The sequence below is a fragment of the Kitasatospora sp. NPDC085879 genome (assembly GCF_040686255.1).
Lineage (GTDB): Bacteria > Actinomycetota > Actinomycetes > Streptomycetales > Streptomycetaceae > Kitasatospora.
This window is the reverse complement of sequence record NZ_JBFBJZ010000072.1, coordinates 22,012-37,162: the sequence shown is the minus strand read 5'-3', so window position 1 is coordinate 37,162 and position 15,151 is coordinate 22,012. Positions and strand designations below refer to the sequence as shown.

The following is a 15,151-nucleotide window of genomic DNA, read 5'->3' as shown; positions in this document are numbered from 1 at the left end:
TGTTGTGTCCCCACCGCCGCGCGGTGGCCGGCGGTACGGTGGTTCCCTATTCTGCCGGGGGCGCTTGCGGGTGGGGCTGCGCCGGGCCGGCATTCCGCGCCGGGGGTGTGCCCCGGGCGGCACTCAGAGCACGGGATGGCATGTATCCGCATACACGGTCTTGTAGGTTCCGTTGCCCGTGGCCGCCGCCGGCAGGCTGGTGACCTGCACACCCCAGTACGCAGAGGCGTCCGCGGAGCCGAAGGCATGGGTGTAGGTCCCGGTGAAGCCCGTCCTGCCGGCGGGGAGGACGATGCGGTCGGTGGCGACGGTGGTGCCCGGTCCCGGAGAGGAGCCGTGGAACCATGTGAGCACCAGCGTCCCGGGGGCCGCTCCGTCGGTCTTGACGGAGACGGTTGCCTGGGCCGAATACCGACCCGAGCAGCCGAAGCCCGAGACGGACAGCGACGCGACATGCAGCGTGGGAGCGGGGAGGGTCGGACCCGGGGGGCTGTGTGTGGGCGACGTCGTCGGGGTCACCGGGGACGATGTCGGGGCCCCGGCCCGGCTCGGCGGTGCCCCCGCCGAAGGCACGGCGCCCGACCCGACGCCACCCGACCCCGCGCCACCCGACCCGCCGTCGGTGCCGCCCGGCGGGCGGCCAGCAGGCTGTCCCGGCCCGGGCACGACGCTGTCGGGCGACGTGCCGTCCGCCGGTGCCGATGAAGGAGAAGAGCCGATCGCACTGCCCGAAGCACCGGCGCTCGGGGCACCGGGCGACGCGGGCGACCCGCTGTCGGGGTCCGGCGCGGAGGCGGAGTCACGCGCGGCCGCGGTTCCTTCGGAGTCCCCGGTGGCCGAGACGGCTGACACCGCCGCCCCTGCCAGCAGCACCGCACCCGCGACCACTGCCGACACGTGACGCCACCCCCTGTGGGGCCGCACCGTCGACGACGGCAGAACCGTCTCCGCGGTGTCGACGGCCAGGGTGGTCTGGGCAGCGGCCGCGCCGCCCGTGTCCACGCACATCAGCGGAATCAGCGCGAGCAGGGCCGCCATCCGCCGGAGGCCGCGACGTTCCCAGTCCTTGCCGTATGCGGCGACTGCGGCAGCCTCCAGTTCCTCGACGAAGGTCTCCGCGTCGGACGGGCGGTCTTCCATTCGCTTGGCGAGACCACGGCGGACCAGTGGGCGCAGCGCCTCCGGTGCGAGGCTGTCGGGGATGGGTGCCTGTGCGTGCTGGGTGGCGAGCTCGACGAGGGTGGAGCCCGCGTACGGTTTTGTCCCGGTCAGACACTCGAAGAAGACGGCCGTGGCGGCGTACACGTCGGTGCGGAACGATGCGGGGTGCCCTGTCCACTGCTCGGGTGACATGTAGGACGGGGTGCCCGAGATGCCGGTGTTCTCACCGACCGGAGCTGCGATCCCGAAGTCGACGAGTTTCGACTGTCCGTCGATGCCGATCAGGATGTTGTCCGGCTTGTAGTCGCGGTGGACCACCCCGGCGGCGTGTGCCGCGGCCAGGCCGAGCAGGGATCCCTTGAGGACGGTGAGCGCTGCCTCCGGGCCGGTCGGGCCCTCCTGCGTCAGCAGTTCCCGGAGGGAGGCGCCTTCGACCAACTCCATGACTACGGCCGCGTCCTCGGCCCGCTCGACATACTCGTGGACTCGCACCACGTGCGGTGAGCGGACCTGGGTCAGCAGGCGGACCTCGGTGCGCAGGGCCTCCCGCCCACCGCTCGTCAGGTACTTGACTGCCACTGGCGTGCCGGACGCGTGGTGCACCGCTTGCACGACCCGGCCGCACCCTCCCCTGCCCAGTTCCCGGAGGTAGGTGTAGCCGGGGATTTCCCACAGTTCGTCCGCGTCCATCGTCCTGTCGTCCATTCGTCGCATCGTGAGCGCCGCGGCCGTCGCGGCGGAGGTGCTGACCGGCATCGCTCCGCGCTACAACCGTCCCCACGTGATCCCGTCACGACGGTGTCCAGCCCCCTCCCCAGTCAACTCCTCGAAGGCGGAGTGCGCCTGAGCAGTGAGTACCTATTTCCAACGTGATCGCCCTTGTGGGGACGGCTCCTCCCAGGACCTACTGGGTTTTGATGGCGTGGAGTGTGTTGAGTGCTGCGGCACGGCGGGCCGGCCATACGGCCGCCATGGCTCCGACGGCCGCCGAGGCGACCAGGAAGAGCAGGATGCGTTCCCAGGGGATCTGCGTGGTGTAGCCGCTGAGCAGCTTGGAGTTGGTGAACTGGGTGCCCATCGCCCATGCGGTGAAGGTGCCCACGCCGATGCCGAGTACGGAACCGAAGAGTGAGATCACGATGGATTCCAGCCTGATCATCCGCTTGATGCCCTCTCGGCGCATTCCGATCGCCCGTAGCATGCCGATCTCCTGCGTGCGTTCGAAGACGGACATGGCCATGGTGTTGACCACGCTGAGCACCGAGATGATCAGCGCCATGCCGAGTAGCCCGTAGACCATGTTCAGCAGGAGGGCGACGCCTCCGGCGACCTCCTTCTGCAGTGCCCGGTGGTCCTGCAGCTTGATCAGCGGGTTGTGAAGGGCCGTCTTGACGCGTTCCTGCACATCGCGGGCGTGGCCGGTCGCGGCCTTGACCAGGATGGTGTCGTCCCGCTGCGCCGCCATGTGTGGGGCAAGGGTCTGCAGCGACATCAGGTAGTGGGACAGCAAGGGGTTGGCCTCGATGATGCCGCTGACGACGAGGGACTCTTGCTTGCCGTCGGCGAAGGTCACCAGGACGCTGTCGCCTGCGTGGAGGTGACCGCGTTCGGCGGCGGACTCGGTGAGCAGCAGCCCCGAGTTCAGGTGGGCGGCGCTGCCGGCTGTGTAGTGCAGCGTCAGGAGTTGGGAGATCTGGGCGGGGTCGACTGCGGTCACCGTGTAGCCGGTGACGTCTCCGACGGATTCGACGGCGCCTGTACGGATCGGGGAGGCGGCGGTGACGCCGGGGACAGAGGCGACCGTCGCGGTGACCGAGGAGTCGAGCGGCCGGTCGTTGATCGTGCTGACCGTGAAGTCCGCCGTGAGACTGCCGGTGGTCTTCATGGCGAGGACGGAGCTGATCGACGTGCCGATCACGGTGACCGCGGTAACCAGGGTCAGGCCGAGTATGAGGGCTGCCGTGGTGGAGGCGGTACGGCGGGGGTTGCGGCGGGCGTTCTCGGTGGCGAGCTTCCCGTCGATCCCGAACCATCTGGTGAACGGCTTGTCGAGCAGTCCGAGCAGCGGCCCGGACAGGAGCGGGGTGAGGACGACGAGCGCGGTGATCAGCAGTCCGGCGCCGGCACCGATGCAGTAGCCGCCCGGGGCATCGCCGATGGCCATGCCCCGGGCGCCCAGGCCTACGCCGATCGCGGTGATCACGAATCCCACGGTGTTGCGGAGGCGCAGGCTTGCCTGGGCGGGGGTGGCGTTCGCGCTGTTCATCGCTGCGATCGGGGGGATCTTGGACGCCCGGCGGCCGGGGAGCCAGGCGGCGAGCACGGTGACGGCGGTTCCGACGGCCAGGCAGCCGGCGGCGGTGCCGGGCGAGACCACCGTGTCGGTGCCGGGCAGGCCGGCGTCCATGACCTCGTTGAGCACGGTGTGCAGGCCGCCGGCCATCAGGACGCCGAGGGCCAGGCCGCTGGTGGAGGAGACCAGGCCGACGATGAGTGCTTCGAGTTGGACGGCCCGGGTGACCTGGCGGCGTGTGGCGCCGATGGCGCGGACGAGCGCGAGTTCGCGGGTGCGCTGCGCGACCAGCATGGTGAAGGTGTTGGCGATGAGGAAGATGCCGACGAACAGGGAGACCAGGGCGAAGGCCAGGAAGATGTTGCTGAGGGTGCTGATGCTTGAGGCGTCGGCCGCCTTCTCGTCGCTGATGAGCTTGGCGGCCGTGACCGCTTCGCTGTTCCCGCCCAGTAGCGGCTTGATCTCATTCAGCAGCTGCTGGTCGCTCGTCCCGGCGGTTGCCTTGACCACGATCCGGGTGTACTGGCCGGGGGAATCGAACATCCGCTGGGCCGTCGGGGTGTCAAAGAGGGTGTACGTCGCACCCGCTGTGGCTGCGGGATCGGTGGTGAAGACGCCGACCAGCCTCTCCGTCATGACGGGTCCGTCGACGACCACGCGCACGGTGTCGCCCACGCGGTAGCCGGCCTTGGCGGCGGTGTGGGTGTCCAGTGCGATCTCGCCGGGCTGTTGCGGGGCCCGCCCGTCGGCGAAGGAGTGATCGGGGTCCGTGCCGTCTGCACCGAGGGCGGAGTTGGCGCCGTGGGAGTCGTCGCCGACGACGTCGCCGGACCTGTTGAGGACATAGGTGTCGCCGGAGACCTGGCCCCGGGCGGAGGCGACGCCCGGAAGCGCCCGGATGCCGGCGAGCACGGTGTCGGTCAGGCCCGAGGGTTGCCCGTTCTGCTGAGCCTGTCCGGTGGCTCTGACGGCGACGTCGACGCCGGCGTTGTCCCTGGTGGCCCTGTCCTGATAGCCCTTGCTGACCGTGGCATTGAAGACCAGGGTCGCGGCCATGAAGGCAACCCCGAGGACCACGGTGAGCACGGTCATCAGCAGCCGGAGTCTGTGGGTGGTGATGTTGCGTACCGCGAGACGGAACATGACGTCCTCCTTTCTCGTTCTGCCAGGTCAGTTCGCGCGGGTGCGGGCGTCGAGGTGCTTCAGGCGGTCCAGGACGGCGTCCGCGGTGGGCTGCGCGAACTCGTCCACGATCCGGCCATCGGCCAGAAAGAGCACCCGGTCCGCATACGAGGCGGCCACCGGGTCGTGGGTGACCATGACGATGGTCTGTCCCAGGTCCTGCACCGAACGGCGCAGGAAGGTCAGGAGCTCCGTGCCGGCCCGGGAGTCGAGGTTGCCGGTGGGTTCGTCGCCGAAGATGATCGCGGGCCGGGAGGCCAAGGCGCGAGCGCAGGCGACGCGTTGCTGCTGTCCGCCGGACAGTTCGGCGGGGCGGTGTGCCAGCCGGTCGGTCAGGCCGACGGTGGCCACGATCCGGTCCAGCCACACCTGGTCCGGTTTGCGGCCCGCAATGGCCAGCGGCAGGGTGATGTTCTCCATCGCGGTGAGCGTGGGCAGCAGGTTGAATGCCTGGAAGATGAAACCGCATCGGTCTCGCCGCAGCCTGGTCAGCTGCCGGTCCTTGAGGGTTCCCAGCTCGACACCGTCGATCTGCACGGAACCGCTGGTCATCGAGTCCAGGCCGGCCAGGCAGTGCAGGAACGTGGACTTGCCCGACCCCGAAGGCCCCATGACGGCCGTGAACTCACCGTGTCGAAACTCCGCGGAGACCTGGTCCAGGGCCGTCACCTGGGTGTCCCCGCTGCCGTACACCTTCGAGAGCCGCGTGGCGCGAGCAACGATGTCTCCGGCCGGGCCGGGCGCTGCGGCGTGGGTGGACAAAGGGTCTGCGGTGGACATGGAGCACTCCGTTCTCGGTGGCTGGAAGAACACCGGAACGGTAGGTCGGGAAGGTGTGCCGACGGATCACGCTCCGGAGCCAAACGCCGCCCGTACTGCGGTATGAGCCACCCCTCTGCGGAACCCGCGGACTCATACCGGGGTATGAGTCCGAACCTCGCTCCGTGGGGTGAAGCAGTCGTCCGACCCTCCGCATACGCTGGCCCTGCTATGAACCCTCGTCACTGGGCTCGCGCCCTGTTCGTCTCGCAGCGTCCGGCCCCGGCGTCTCCCGCCGTGTCCCGCTACGGCCACCGGCCCCCGGTGCAGTACACCGTCGCGTCAGTGCTGACAGCTGTGATCGGCGCACTGGGCGGCTGGACCATGTACCACGGATACGGTGTCGGCGTGGCGTTCGCCGTGCTCCTGGCCGTCGTCCAGTCCGCCCCGTTGCTCCTGGCGGTCGCCCGCCCGTTGCAGGCATGGTGGATCATGATGGCGGCGGACCTGGCATCCACCGCGGTCCTGCTCCACGCCCCGCGGCTGGACGGGAACAGTTGGCCCTGGCCGCCGGCCGTCATCCTCGGACAGCTCGTGCTGCTGGCGGCCGTCGCCCGCCGGGAACGGCGTCCCGCACTGGTGACCGTCTGGGTGGTCCTCACCGCCTCCGGTCTGGTCGTCGCGACCGCCTCACCGCACAACCGCGACAGCACCGACCTGCTGCTGGCCGTCCTCGGCGGCGGGATCCTGCTGGTGGGCAGGGTATTGCGCGAGCGGCACGAGGCGCTGCAGCGGCTGGGTGAGCAGCAGTTGATCGCCGAGTCGGAACGGGCCCGGCACACCCTGCTGGAGGAGCGGGCGCGCATCGCACGGGAACTGCACGACGTCGTCGCCCACCACATGTCGGTGATCACCGTGCAGGCCGACAGCGCCCCCTACCGGATTGCCGGGATGTCGGCGGTTGCACAGGAGGAGTTCTCCGCGATCGCCGTCGCCGCCCGGCACTCCCTGTCCGAGATGCGCATGCTCCTCGGCGCGCTGCGCAGCGAGGACCGCGACGACGAGCGTGCCCCGCAGCCGGGTCTCGACGGTGTGCCGCACCTGGTCGAGGCCGTCGCCCGGGCCGGTGTCCCGGTGAGCCTGGTTCTCGACGAGGTCACGGAGTTCCGCGGCCTGATACCGCCGATGGTGGAGCTGTCCGTGTACCGGATCGTCCAGGAGGCGCTGGCGAACGTCGTGCGGCACGCGCCCGGGGCACCGACCCGTGTCGGCGTGACGCTGCCGCCGGACCACAGCAGTCTGACCGTCCTGGTCACCAACGCCGCAGCGCAACGGTCCGCGGGTACCTTGGAGTCCGTCGGTACCGGGAACGGGCTCGTGGGGATGCGCGAACGGGTCCGCCTTCTCGGGGGTGTCCTGGAGACCGGTCCGACCGTGAACGGTGGCTTCCGGATCGCCGCGCGAGTACCTCTGCCGGCCCCTCCCCACAAGGAAACCCCCGACGCATGACAATCCGGGTGGTCGTCGTCGACGACCAGGCCATGGTCCGTGCGGGCTTCACCGCCGTGCTGGCCGCACAGAGCGACATCGACGTGGTGGGCGAGGCCGCCAACGGGCGGGAAGGCGTCCGGGTCTGCCGCGACCTGCGACCCGACGTGGTGCTCATGGACGTCCGCATGCCGGAGATGGACGGTCTGGACGCCGTCCGCCAACTGCTGAACCCGCCGTCCGGGAACACCCACTGCCCAAAGGTGCTGATGCTCACCACCTACGACATCGACACCTACATCTACGAAGCGCTGAAGGCCGGCGCCAGCGGCTTCCTACTCAAGGACGCGCCCGTCACCGACCTCACCCGCGCGGTCAGAGTCGTCGCAGAGGGCGACGCACTGCTGTCCCCTTCGGTCACACGCCGCCTCATCACCGACTTCGCAAGCGCCTGGCCCGCGCCCCGCGCCGACGCCGGCATCCGGCCGGGGAGTCTGACCCCACGTGAGACCGAGATCCTCCGACTCGTCGCCCGGGGCCAGAGCAACACGGAGATCGCCCGGAACCTCGTAGTCGCCGAGCAGACTGTGAAGACCCACATCGGCAACATCTTCGCCAAGCTCGACCTGCGCGACCGCGCCCAAGCAGTGATCTTCGCCTACGAGTCAGGACTGATCACCCCCGGCAACCGATAGAGCTGTCCCATCCACCCGGAGAGCTCGACTGCCTGCCCGACAACAGCCCGGAGAGCCGGAGCTTCTGATGCCCGAGATCCCGACGGCCCACCAGACGGCGCTCGTAAGACCGTGCACCACTCCCGGCACCTCCAGCCGCCGGCGAGCCCCGTGGCCCGTCACGCCGATTGCCTGACGGGCCGTACCCGTGCCGAAGCCGAGCAGCAGCTGCGCCGGCAGGATCAGGGCCCGAGGTGCCGGCCCTCGATCCGGGTGAGCAGCAGCATGCCGGCGGCGGCCAGCAGGAGGCCCGGCCCATGAGCACGCGTGGGGGCACCCGAGCAAGCCGAACGGCTTGCCGGGCCAACCGATCCCGCCACGACGAGCTAGAGAAACGGGGGCTCCTGGGTGCACCCGCCCGACCCGGCCCAGGGGTCGTCCTGCTTCCTCAGCTCCGCGCCCTCTCGCTCCCGCCGCCCGGCGACCGCGCGCTCCTCAGCGATCGTGGGAATGGAGGCGAGGGCCTCGGCCGGGCGGCCCTGCCGGATCAGCACGTCGGCCAGGGTCGACTGTGAGGTTTGGCGCAGCAGTTCTTCGGAGGTACAGGTCTGGTTCGGGTCTTCCACCAGGCAGAGAGAACACCCGCCAGCCCAGCACGCCCGGATCTCTTGATCTGGATCGCACCGCTGGAACGTAGCAAGGACATGTCCGAAACCGCATAAGTGTAGACGAACACGGCGCGGTGCGCGGCGAGCAGGCGCAGGGCCTCGATCGCGCCGGGGACCGGCTCGCCGTACACCTCGCCGTTCATCCAGCCGCGGTCGTCGACCTGCATCAGGGTCTCGTCGAAGTCCACGCCCACGGTCTGGCTGCTCGGGCTGTCGGGGCGGGGGGCGATGACGCGGTGTACGTGGCCCTCCGTCAGCCGGCGGGTCTACAGGAAGGCGATCTGGTCGGGGTCCGGCTCGTGGCCGTCGTCCTCGGGGATCGCCTGGGCGCGGGCGCCGGTGTGAGCGGTGTCGTCGCGGTCGCAGACCAGCCGCCCGTCGGGCAACTCGTGCCATTCGCGGCTGCCGACGGCGTCGGCGGCGGCCGCCTGGGCGCTGGCGTGATGAGGGACGAACTCGTCCTCGGGCGTCTCGCCGCACACCGAGCAGCAGGCGGTCCAGCACAGCGACGGGACGGCCACGCCGGCGCCCGAGCGGGCTGCGCCCCTGCGCCGCCAGGCGTAGCCGTGGTGGAGGACGAGGGCGTGGCTGACGGTCTGGAGCGGGGAGCCGTCGTCGAGGTCGACGGCGAGGGCGTTGTGCTCGGCGGCGGCCATCAGCGCGGTGGCGAGGTCGGGCATCTCCAACACGGTGTTGGGGCCGGTGAGCCACAGCTCCCAGGGCCGGTCCGGGTTGCCGGGGCGCAGTCGCTGGTCGGGTTCGGTGGTGAACAGTCCGCGGCGGCCGGCCGGGGCGGGGGTGGGGTTGGTCGTCATCTGCGGTGTCTCCTTCGACGGGTCGGCCCGGCCCGCTGGGGTGCGGGCCGGGCCGGGTGGTGGCGGGAGCGATGGTGAGGCGGGCCGGGGCAGGCCTGGTGCGCGGGACGGATGAGCTAGAGGGTGCCGTTGGCGTGGGCCGCGGCCTCCTGGTCTGCGTCGGCGTTGGCCTGGTCGTTCTCCTCCACCGGGGCGTCCGTGACCGCGTTGTCGGGGCATAGTTCGGCGATGGCGAGGTCCCGGCCGACCGCGACGAACAGGTCGTCCGCTGCCGCGCCGCCACGCGGCAGGCCGGCGGTGGCGTTGGCGAGGAGCCCGACCAGCTCGCCGATGCTGTCGACCTCGATCGGCTGCACCCCCTCCTGGACCAGCAGGTAGGTGCGGCGGCCGTGGCCGCCCTGGTCGGCGGGGCCGGGGATGGACAGCAGGTGCGCGCCGGGGGTGATCGCGCAGGTCGCGGTGCCGTCCGGGTGGCCGGTCCAGTTGTCGGCCTTGGTGAGCGCGCCGCCGCCGTAGTCGAGGCGGGAGGCGCCGTAGGCGGCGCGCTGCGCGGCATCCGCGCACAGGTCGGCGGCCAGCTGCTCCGGCGTCGGCGCCGGAGCCGGCTCGCGCACCGGGCTGTGGTGCTCGGCGCCGAGGCGGCGGCGTAGCGGGGCGAGGGCCTTGTAGACGTGGTGGTCGGTGAGGACGGCGGCGAGGGTGCCGGCCGCGAGGGCGAGGGTGGTGCGGGTCTCGGCCGGGCGGCCGTGGAGGGCGCGGTAGGTGGTGAGGCCGGCGGCGGCCGCGGCGGTGACGGTGGCGGCGCTGTCGGCGGTGTCCAGGGTGGTGCGGGTCAGGCGGGTGCGCAGGGTGTCGGCCATGGTCGGTGCCTCCGGAAGGTCGGGTGGTGGTGTGTCCGGCCGGGCGGCCGCGCCGCGCCGCGCACCACGGCGCCCCGCCGCCGCGCCTGGCTGGCATGGTCGGGCGGGGCGCGGTGGTGGGCAGCGTCAGTGTCCAGCTCGGGGCTGACGGCTGGTCAGTCGATGTCGGGTGAGGCGGCGGGGGCGGGGAGGGCGAGGCAGTCGCGGGCGTGGTCGGTGGCCTGGGTGCGCATCAGGTCGATGTCCTGCGCGTCGGTGCCGCTGTTGCCGCGGCAGCCGGTGCAGCGCCACCAGGCGGGGCCGGGGGCCGCCTGGTGGGTGTCCGGCCAGGGGTCGGCGCCGACGATCTCGACCTCGGCGCCGCGGCGGGTCTCCAGGCGGCTCCAGGTGTGCTCGGGGCCGCCGTCGCTCGGGGCGTCGGACCGCAACAGGATGTGGCCGGCGGCGGTAATGCGGATCTCGCGGTGGTCGGCGGCCTCGCGGAGCAGGGTGTGCAGGGTACGGCGGCCGCCGAATACGTTGCCGCCGTCCAGGTTGCTGATGAGGGTGTAGAGCCGGTCCGGGGTGGTGCGCTCGATGCCGAGGTCGCGGGTCGCGGCGAGGAGCAGTATCAGGACCTCATAGGCGTCGTCGCGGTCGAGCCGGCCGGTGCGGCGGTCGGGGGTCAGGCCGGAGATGTAGGTGTCGAGCGTCGGGTTCATGATCGGCCTCTCGTGGTGGTGGAGTGCCGCCCGGGATGGGCGGCCTCCTGTTCGGGAGCTGAGGTGTGCCGGTGGGCGGCGGCGGCCCGGGTGGGTGGTTCAACTCGCGGCTGGTGCCGGGGTGGTGCGCGTCGTGGCGGGGTGGACGAGGTCCGAGGATCCGGTTCCGATCTTCCCGTTGGGTGCGGCGGGAAAGTCGGCAGGCTGCCCAGCGGCACGGCGCTGTAGACGAGACGGGGTGCGCTGCCGGGTGGTCAGCGGCGGTGGTCGAACGGGCCGGCCGGGTTCGGCAGTGACGCGAGGCGGGCCGGTTCGGGGGCGGGCTTGGGTTCGGGTGTGTGGACGGTGATGTGCGGCTGGACGTCGGTGCGGTTGATCACCAGCGGGCGCAGGGTGAGCTGGATGCCGCGCAGGGCGAGGGCGGAGGCGGCGGTGAGGGCCGTGGCGGTGATGCCGACGGCGACGCTGCGCGCGTTGGGGTCGGTGCCGTTCCAGACCATGGCGAGGGTGGCTGCTGACCAGGCGGTCCAGGCCAGGCGCCAGGTGGCGGCCCGGGAGGCGAAGGAGAAGAAGCCGACGATCAGGCCGGTGGTCTTCCAGGTGCCGTATGCGGTGGTCTCGGTGAGCGGTGCGGGGGTGCGGCCGGTCAGGTAGGTGTGGACGGGGCGGGTGATGGTGGCGGCGAGGCCGTCGCCGGTGCCGGGGATGTGCTCGGGCAGGTGGGCGGCGCCGATCACGGTGGCCGCGGCCTGCAGGAGGATGCCGCCGGCGGTGCCGAGGACCAGGGCAGCGGTGGCGAGGGCGAGGGTGTAGGCGGTCGCCCTCACCCAGCGCTCGGCGGTGGAGAAGTCGTCGACGGCGGCGGCCAGCTCGCGGCGGCGCCGGTCGAGCCAGCCACCCGGAGCGGTGGCGGTGCGAACCCTGCGGGCGGCCGCCTCGGCGACGCCGCCGCTGCTGTTGTCGTGGCCGGGGGTGGTCTGGTTCACGAGGGCTTGTCTCCCTGTTGGGTCGTGGTGGTGGCGGGTGGGCTGGGCGGGCCGGGATCGAGGCCGGTCGGCCGGTCAGCGGGCATACAGCAGGACCGCGACCGCAATGGCGGAGGCGATGTCGATGAGCAGGTAGATGACGCGCATGCCGGGTTCTCCCTCGGTCAGCCGTTGTTGTTGGTAATGGCGCCGCGCCACCCGGCGGACTGCTTGCCGATGGTGGTGGTGTGGGTGCGGTGGAACAGGGCGAGCATGGTGCCGGTCGCGGTGCCGCCGTCGCCGGTGGCGGTTACGGTCGCCCCGGTGCCGACCCTCGAGCCGGTGAGGGCACGTAGCTTGCCGAGCAGGACGGCCAGGCCGAGGACGACGGCGCCGACGAGGATCGCGGCGCACTTGAGGAGCTCACCAAGCTCACCGGCGTGCGGTGCGGCTGCCGCGACGGCCGCGCCGCCGACCGCGAGGCTGCGACGGAGCCGTAGAGGAGGCAGTCGCGCACCGCCCGGGGCAGGCCCGGGTCGGCCGCCGGCTGCGCCGGCTCGGCCGGCGCAGCCGGAGAGGGCTGCGGCCGCGCCGCGGCGGCAGCGAGCGGGTTGTGCACCGGGACGGCGGCGACCTGGCCGTCGATGATGGTCGGCACGAACGCCTCGTCCGGAGCGCCGGGGCGCAGCGGGACGGCGAGGATCTGGCCGTCGAGGATGACGGGGCTGTAGCCGGTGGTCAGGAGGCTGATCTGGGGCTCGCCCGGGGCGTGGGTGGCGGCGTGCGGGGCGCGGGCAGGGCGAGGCAGTCGTCAGCGTGCTCCGCGGCTTGGGTGCGCATCTTCTCCAGGTCCTGGACTGGTGAAGAGGCAGTGTTCCAACCCTGCACTATTCGCCGGTATCGCTCTGACATTGCCGGATGGGTCCGTGGTCAGCAGCAGTCGCAGCCCGGCTTGCAGCCGCAGGCATCCGCGTCGGACACCAGAGCCAGGGACCCACTATCCGTTACGGAGTGTGATAAATCGACTACGTTAGACAGCTATGCGGCATCTGCAATCGCGCCGGGCCACGGCGCGGTGACCGCCCAGGAGGTCTGAATGGCTACCGCTCCACAAATGACCGATTTCTCCCGCGATGTGCTCGGCAGGTACGTATGCAACAGCCTGGCCGAGGCATTGGCCAGCACGGATACCCAGGCCCATCCGGGTGCTCGCCCGTTCGACGTCGTCGTCGTGGGCGGGGGCAGCTTCGGCGCGGCAGTGGCCGCGCACCTGTTCAACGTCGACGCATCCCGGGCGCGCCGGGTGCTTGTGCTCGAAGGCGGGCCTTTCCTGCTCCCCGAGCACGTGCAGAACCTGCCGATGCTGGGCCTGTCCGTGCCCAGTGCCACGAGCATCGCGGCACTGCGCCAGCAGGGCCAGGAGCGGGTCGCCCGGAACGAGGTGTGGGGGCTGCCATGGCACTCCACGGTGCCGTTCCCCGGCCTGGCGTACTGCGTGGGCGGCCGGTCGCTCTACTGGGGTGGCTGGGCACCACATCCACTGCCGGCGGAGCTGTCGGTGACGGACTGGCCGAAGCCGGTCGTCGACGACCTGAACGGTGGTCAGTTCGACGCGGCCGGCGAACAGATCGGGGTCGACCAGACCAACGACTTCATCTTCGGCACACTTCAGAACGCGTTGCGGGAGCGGCTGCACCAGGCAGTCGACGCAGGGGACATCATCCACGCGATGGACCTCTCCACCCTGCCGCCTCCCCCTGTCCCGGGAGGCGGCGCGCCGTCCGCGGCGGAGCTCGTCCAGTTGCTGGGCCTGAGCGCCGACGCGGCCAAGGGGGCCTCCCGGCAGAAGCTGGAGAACCTCCTGAAGCTGGAAGCCCCCTTGGCCGTACAGGCCCGCACCCGGCCCGGGTTCTTCCCGAACAACAAGTACAGTGCCGTGCCGCTGCTGATCGAGGCCGCCCGCACCTCCTGGGCCGAATCGGCAGGCCTCGATGCCGACAAGCGTCTGATGGTCGTACCCCAGTGTCACGTGCTGCGACTGGAGGTACGTGGCCGCGAGGTCATCGGCGTCCACACCAACCAGGGGTACGTTCCTCTGCCCGCCCAGGGCTCGGTGGTCATCGCGCTGGGCACGGTCGAGAGCACCCGGCTGGCGCTGAACGCCTTCGACGGCCAGGCAGGCACCGGGCCCATCGGTGCCGGACTCACGGCTCACCTGCGCTCCAACCTCACCATCCGCATTCCCCGCGAAGCGCTGGGCAACATCCCCGAGCACGAGCTGATGGCCGCTGCGCTGTTCCTCAAGGGCAAGCGCAGCAGCGAGAACGGGCAGGACCGCTTCTTCCACCTGCAGATCACCGCCGCCGGGCTGGGGCCGCGCGGCGCCGACTCGGAGGCGGAGCTGTTCAAGAAGATCCCCGACATCGACATCTTCGACCGGTTCCAGGCCGCGAGCGACACCCATGTGGTGATCACCCTGCGGGGTATCGGCGAGATGGATCCGGACAACCCGGCAAACCGAGTCGTACTCGACCCCGAATCCGACGAGTTCGGCGTGCGTCGGGCCCTGGTCCAGCTCTCCACCACCCAGGGCGACCACGATCTGTGGGACAACATGGACGCCTGTGCCGACGCCGCCGCGCTTGCCTTTGCAGGCGGCCTCCCGTTCGAGATTCTCGACGGCGGCACGTTCCGGCCCGCCCGCGCCGGCCAACTTCCTTCCGAGGTGGTGCCGTTCTCCCGTCGGCGAGACGGTCTGGGCACCACCCATCACGAAGGCGGTACCCTGCGCCTCGGCGACACCCCGGACACCTCCGCCACGGACCCGGACTGCCGCCTGCACGGAGTGGACAACGCGTACGCTGCCGGCCCGGCCCTGTTCCCCAGACTCGGCTCACCCAACCCCATGCTCACCGGCGTGGCACTCGCCAGGAGGCTGGCCGAACACCTGACGCCGCCGCTCCCCCGCTACCAGGCGACCGACGGCTACGAGGTGCTGTTCGACGGCAGCGACCTGAGCGCCTGGCGGATGGCGGGCTCAGGCCGCTTCCAGATCGTCGACGGCGCGCTCCAAGCCGTCCCCGGCGACGGGCTCGGCCTGCTGTGGTGCACCCGACCCACCCCGGCCGACTTCTCCCTCAAGCTCCAGTACAGGCTCACCCGGGCGGACGACAACTCCGGCATGTTCATTCGCTTCCCCCACCCTGACAGCAAGGAATACGACAACACAGCCTGGGTCGCAGTGCACTTCGGGTTCGAGGCCCAGATCGACGACCTCGCCCGCCCCAACAGCGCTGACAAGCACCGCACCGGCGCCATCTACGACGTCGACGACCAGCAGCTCTCCCTGGTCGCTCCCCAGCCGGTCGGCGAGTGGAACGACTACGACATCCAGGTCCGCGACCAGACCTACACCGTCCTCCTCAACGGCCAACAGACCACCACCTACACCAACCCCGATCCGCAGCGCGGCCTGGCCACGGCACCGAACGCACCCAGCTACATCGGCCTGCAAGCCCACACCGGAAGAGTCTCCTTCCGCCACATCCGCATGCGCGCACTCTGATCGCACCGACCCGAGTCAAT

General features: G+C 71.1%; 11 protein-coding genes. 3 read left to right on the top strand and 8 right to left on the bottom strand.

The window, feature by feature from the left end:
* Positions 1-123: 123 nt before the first annotated feature.
* The 3 genes from AB0P35_RS35125 to AB0P35_RS35115 form a co-directional block, all read right to left on the bottom strand.
* Entirely contained in the window at positions 124-1,866 is a 1,743-nt protein-coding gene (locus tag AB0P35_RS35125; RefSeq protein ID WP_363519069.1) for a protein kinase, read from the bottom strand.
* Between the two features lie 199 nt (positions 1,867-2,065).
* Positions 2,066-4,597 carry an FtsX-like permease family protein gene (locus AB0P35_RS35120; protein ID WP_363519066.1) on the bottom strand — a complete coding sequence of 844 codons (2,532 nt, stop codon included), beginning with the start codon at positions 4,595-4,597 and terminating at the stop codon, positions 2,066-2,068.
* Positions 4,598-4,624: 27 nt separating this feature from the next.
* The gene (locus tag AB0P35_RS35115) at positions 4,625-5,416 is read right to left on the bottom strand and encodes an ABC transporter ATP-binding protein (RefSeq protein ID WP_363519063.1); all 792 of its coding nucleotides are present in this window, start codon (positions 5,414-5,416) and stop codon (positions 4,625-4,627) included.
* A gap of 324 nt (positions 5,417-5,740) precedes the next feature.
* On the opposite strand from AB0P35_RS35115, the gene AB0P35_RS35110 reads away from it, so the two are divergent.
* Together AB0P35_RS35110 and AB0P35_RS35105 are read left to right on the top strand one after the other, a co-directional pair.
* Entirely contained in the window at positions 5,741-6,904 is a 1,164-nt protein-coding gene (locus AB0P35_RS35110) for a histidine kinase (RefSeq protein WP_363519060.1), read from the top strand.
* Positions 6,901-7,578: a response regulator transcription factor gene (locus AB0P35_RS35105; RefSeq protein ID WP_363519058.1), complete on the top strand. Its 678-nt coding sequence runs from the start codon at positions 6,901-6,903 to the stop codon at positions 7,576-7,578. Before AB0P35_RS35110 ends, AB0P35_RS35105 begins: the two co-directional genes overlap by 4 nt.
* Positions 7,579-8,104: 526 nt before the next feature.
* Here AB0P35_RS35105 and AB0P35_RS35100 read toward each other — a convergent pair.
* From AB0P35_RS35100 to AB0P35_RS35080, 5 genes are all read right to left on the bottom strand, one after another.
* Positions 8,105-8,413, bottom strand: coding sequence for a hypothetical protein (locus tag AB0P35_RS35100; protein ID WP_363519055.1), 309 nt, complete (start codon positions 8,411-8,413; stop codon positions 8,105-8,107).
* 78 nt (positions 8,414-8,491) lie between these two features.
* Complete coding sequence (locus AB0P35_RS35095; protein WP_363519052.1) at positions 8,492-9,040, bottom strand: hypothetical protein; 549 nt, start codon at positions 9,038-9,040, stop codon at positions 8,492-8,494.
* 116 nt (positions 9,041-9,156) lie between these two features.
* Complete coding sequence (locus tag AB0P35_RS35090) at positions 9,157-9,900, bottom strand: hypothetical protein (protein WP_363519049.1); 744 nt, start codon at positions 9,898-9,900, stop codon at positions 9,157-9,159.
* 155 nt (positions 9,901-10,055) lie between these two features.
* Positions 10,056-10,601: a hypothetical protein gene (locus AB0P35_RS35085; protein WP_363519046.1), complete on the bottom strand. Its 546-nt coding sequence runs from the start codon at positions 10,599-10,601 to the stop codon at positions 10,056-10,058.
* A 254-nt stretch (positions 10,602-10,855) separates the two neighbouring features.
* Positions 10,856-11,587: a hypothetical protein gene (locus AB0P35_RS35080; protein ID WP_363519043.1), complete on the bottom strand. Its 732-nt coding sequence runs from the start codon at positions 11,585-11,587 to the stop codon at positions 10,856-10,858.
* Positions 11,588-12,680: 1,093 nt separating this feature from the next.
* On the opposite strand from AB0P35_RS35080, the gene AB0P35_RS35075 reads away from it, so the two are divergent.
* On the top strand, positions 12,681-15,131 hold the full coding sequence (locus tag AB0P35_RS35075; protein ID WP_363519040.1) for a family 16 glycoside hydrolase: 2,451 nt from the start codon (positions 12,681-12,683) through the stop codon (positions 15,129-15,131).
* The last annotated feature ends 20 nt before the right edge of the window (positions 15,132-15,151 follow it).

Bases quoted from the DNA above. Each gene is read 5' to 3' on its own strand.
- AB0P35_RS35125 (WP_363519069.1), bottom strand. From the start codon at position 1,866: ATGGACGACAGGACGATGGACGCGGACGAACTGTGGGAAATCCCCGGC.
- AB0P35_RS35120 (WP_363519066.1), bottom strand. From the start codon at position 4,597: ATGTTCCGTCTCGCGGTACGCAACATCACCACCCACAGACTCCGGCTG.
- AB0P35_RS35115 (WP_363519063.1), bottom strand. From the start codon at position 5,416: ATGTCCACCGCAGACCCTTTGTCCACCCACGCCGCAGCGCCCGGCCCG.
- AB0P35_RS35105 (WP_363519058.1), top strand. From the start codon at position 6,901: ATGACAATCCGGGTGGTCGTCGTCGACGACCAGGCCATGGTCCGTGCG.
- AB0P35_RS35095 (WP_363519052.1), bottom strand. From the start codon at position 9,040: ATGACGACCAACCCCACCCCCGCCCCGGCCGGCCGCCGCGGACTGTTC.
- AB0P35_RS35090 (WP_363519049.1), bottom strand. From the start codon at position 9,900: ATGGCCGACACCCTGCGCACCCGCCTGACCCGCACCACCCTGGACACC.
- AB0P35_RS35085 (WP_363519046.1), bottom strand. From the start codon at position 10,601: ATGAACCCGACGCTCGACACCTACATCTCCGGCCTGACCCCCGACCGC.
- AB0P35_RS35075 (WP_363519040.1), top strand. From the start codon at position 12,681: ATGACCGATTTCTCCCGCGATGTGCTCGGCAGGTACGTATGCAACAGC.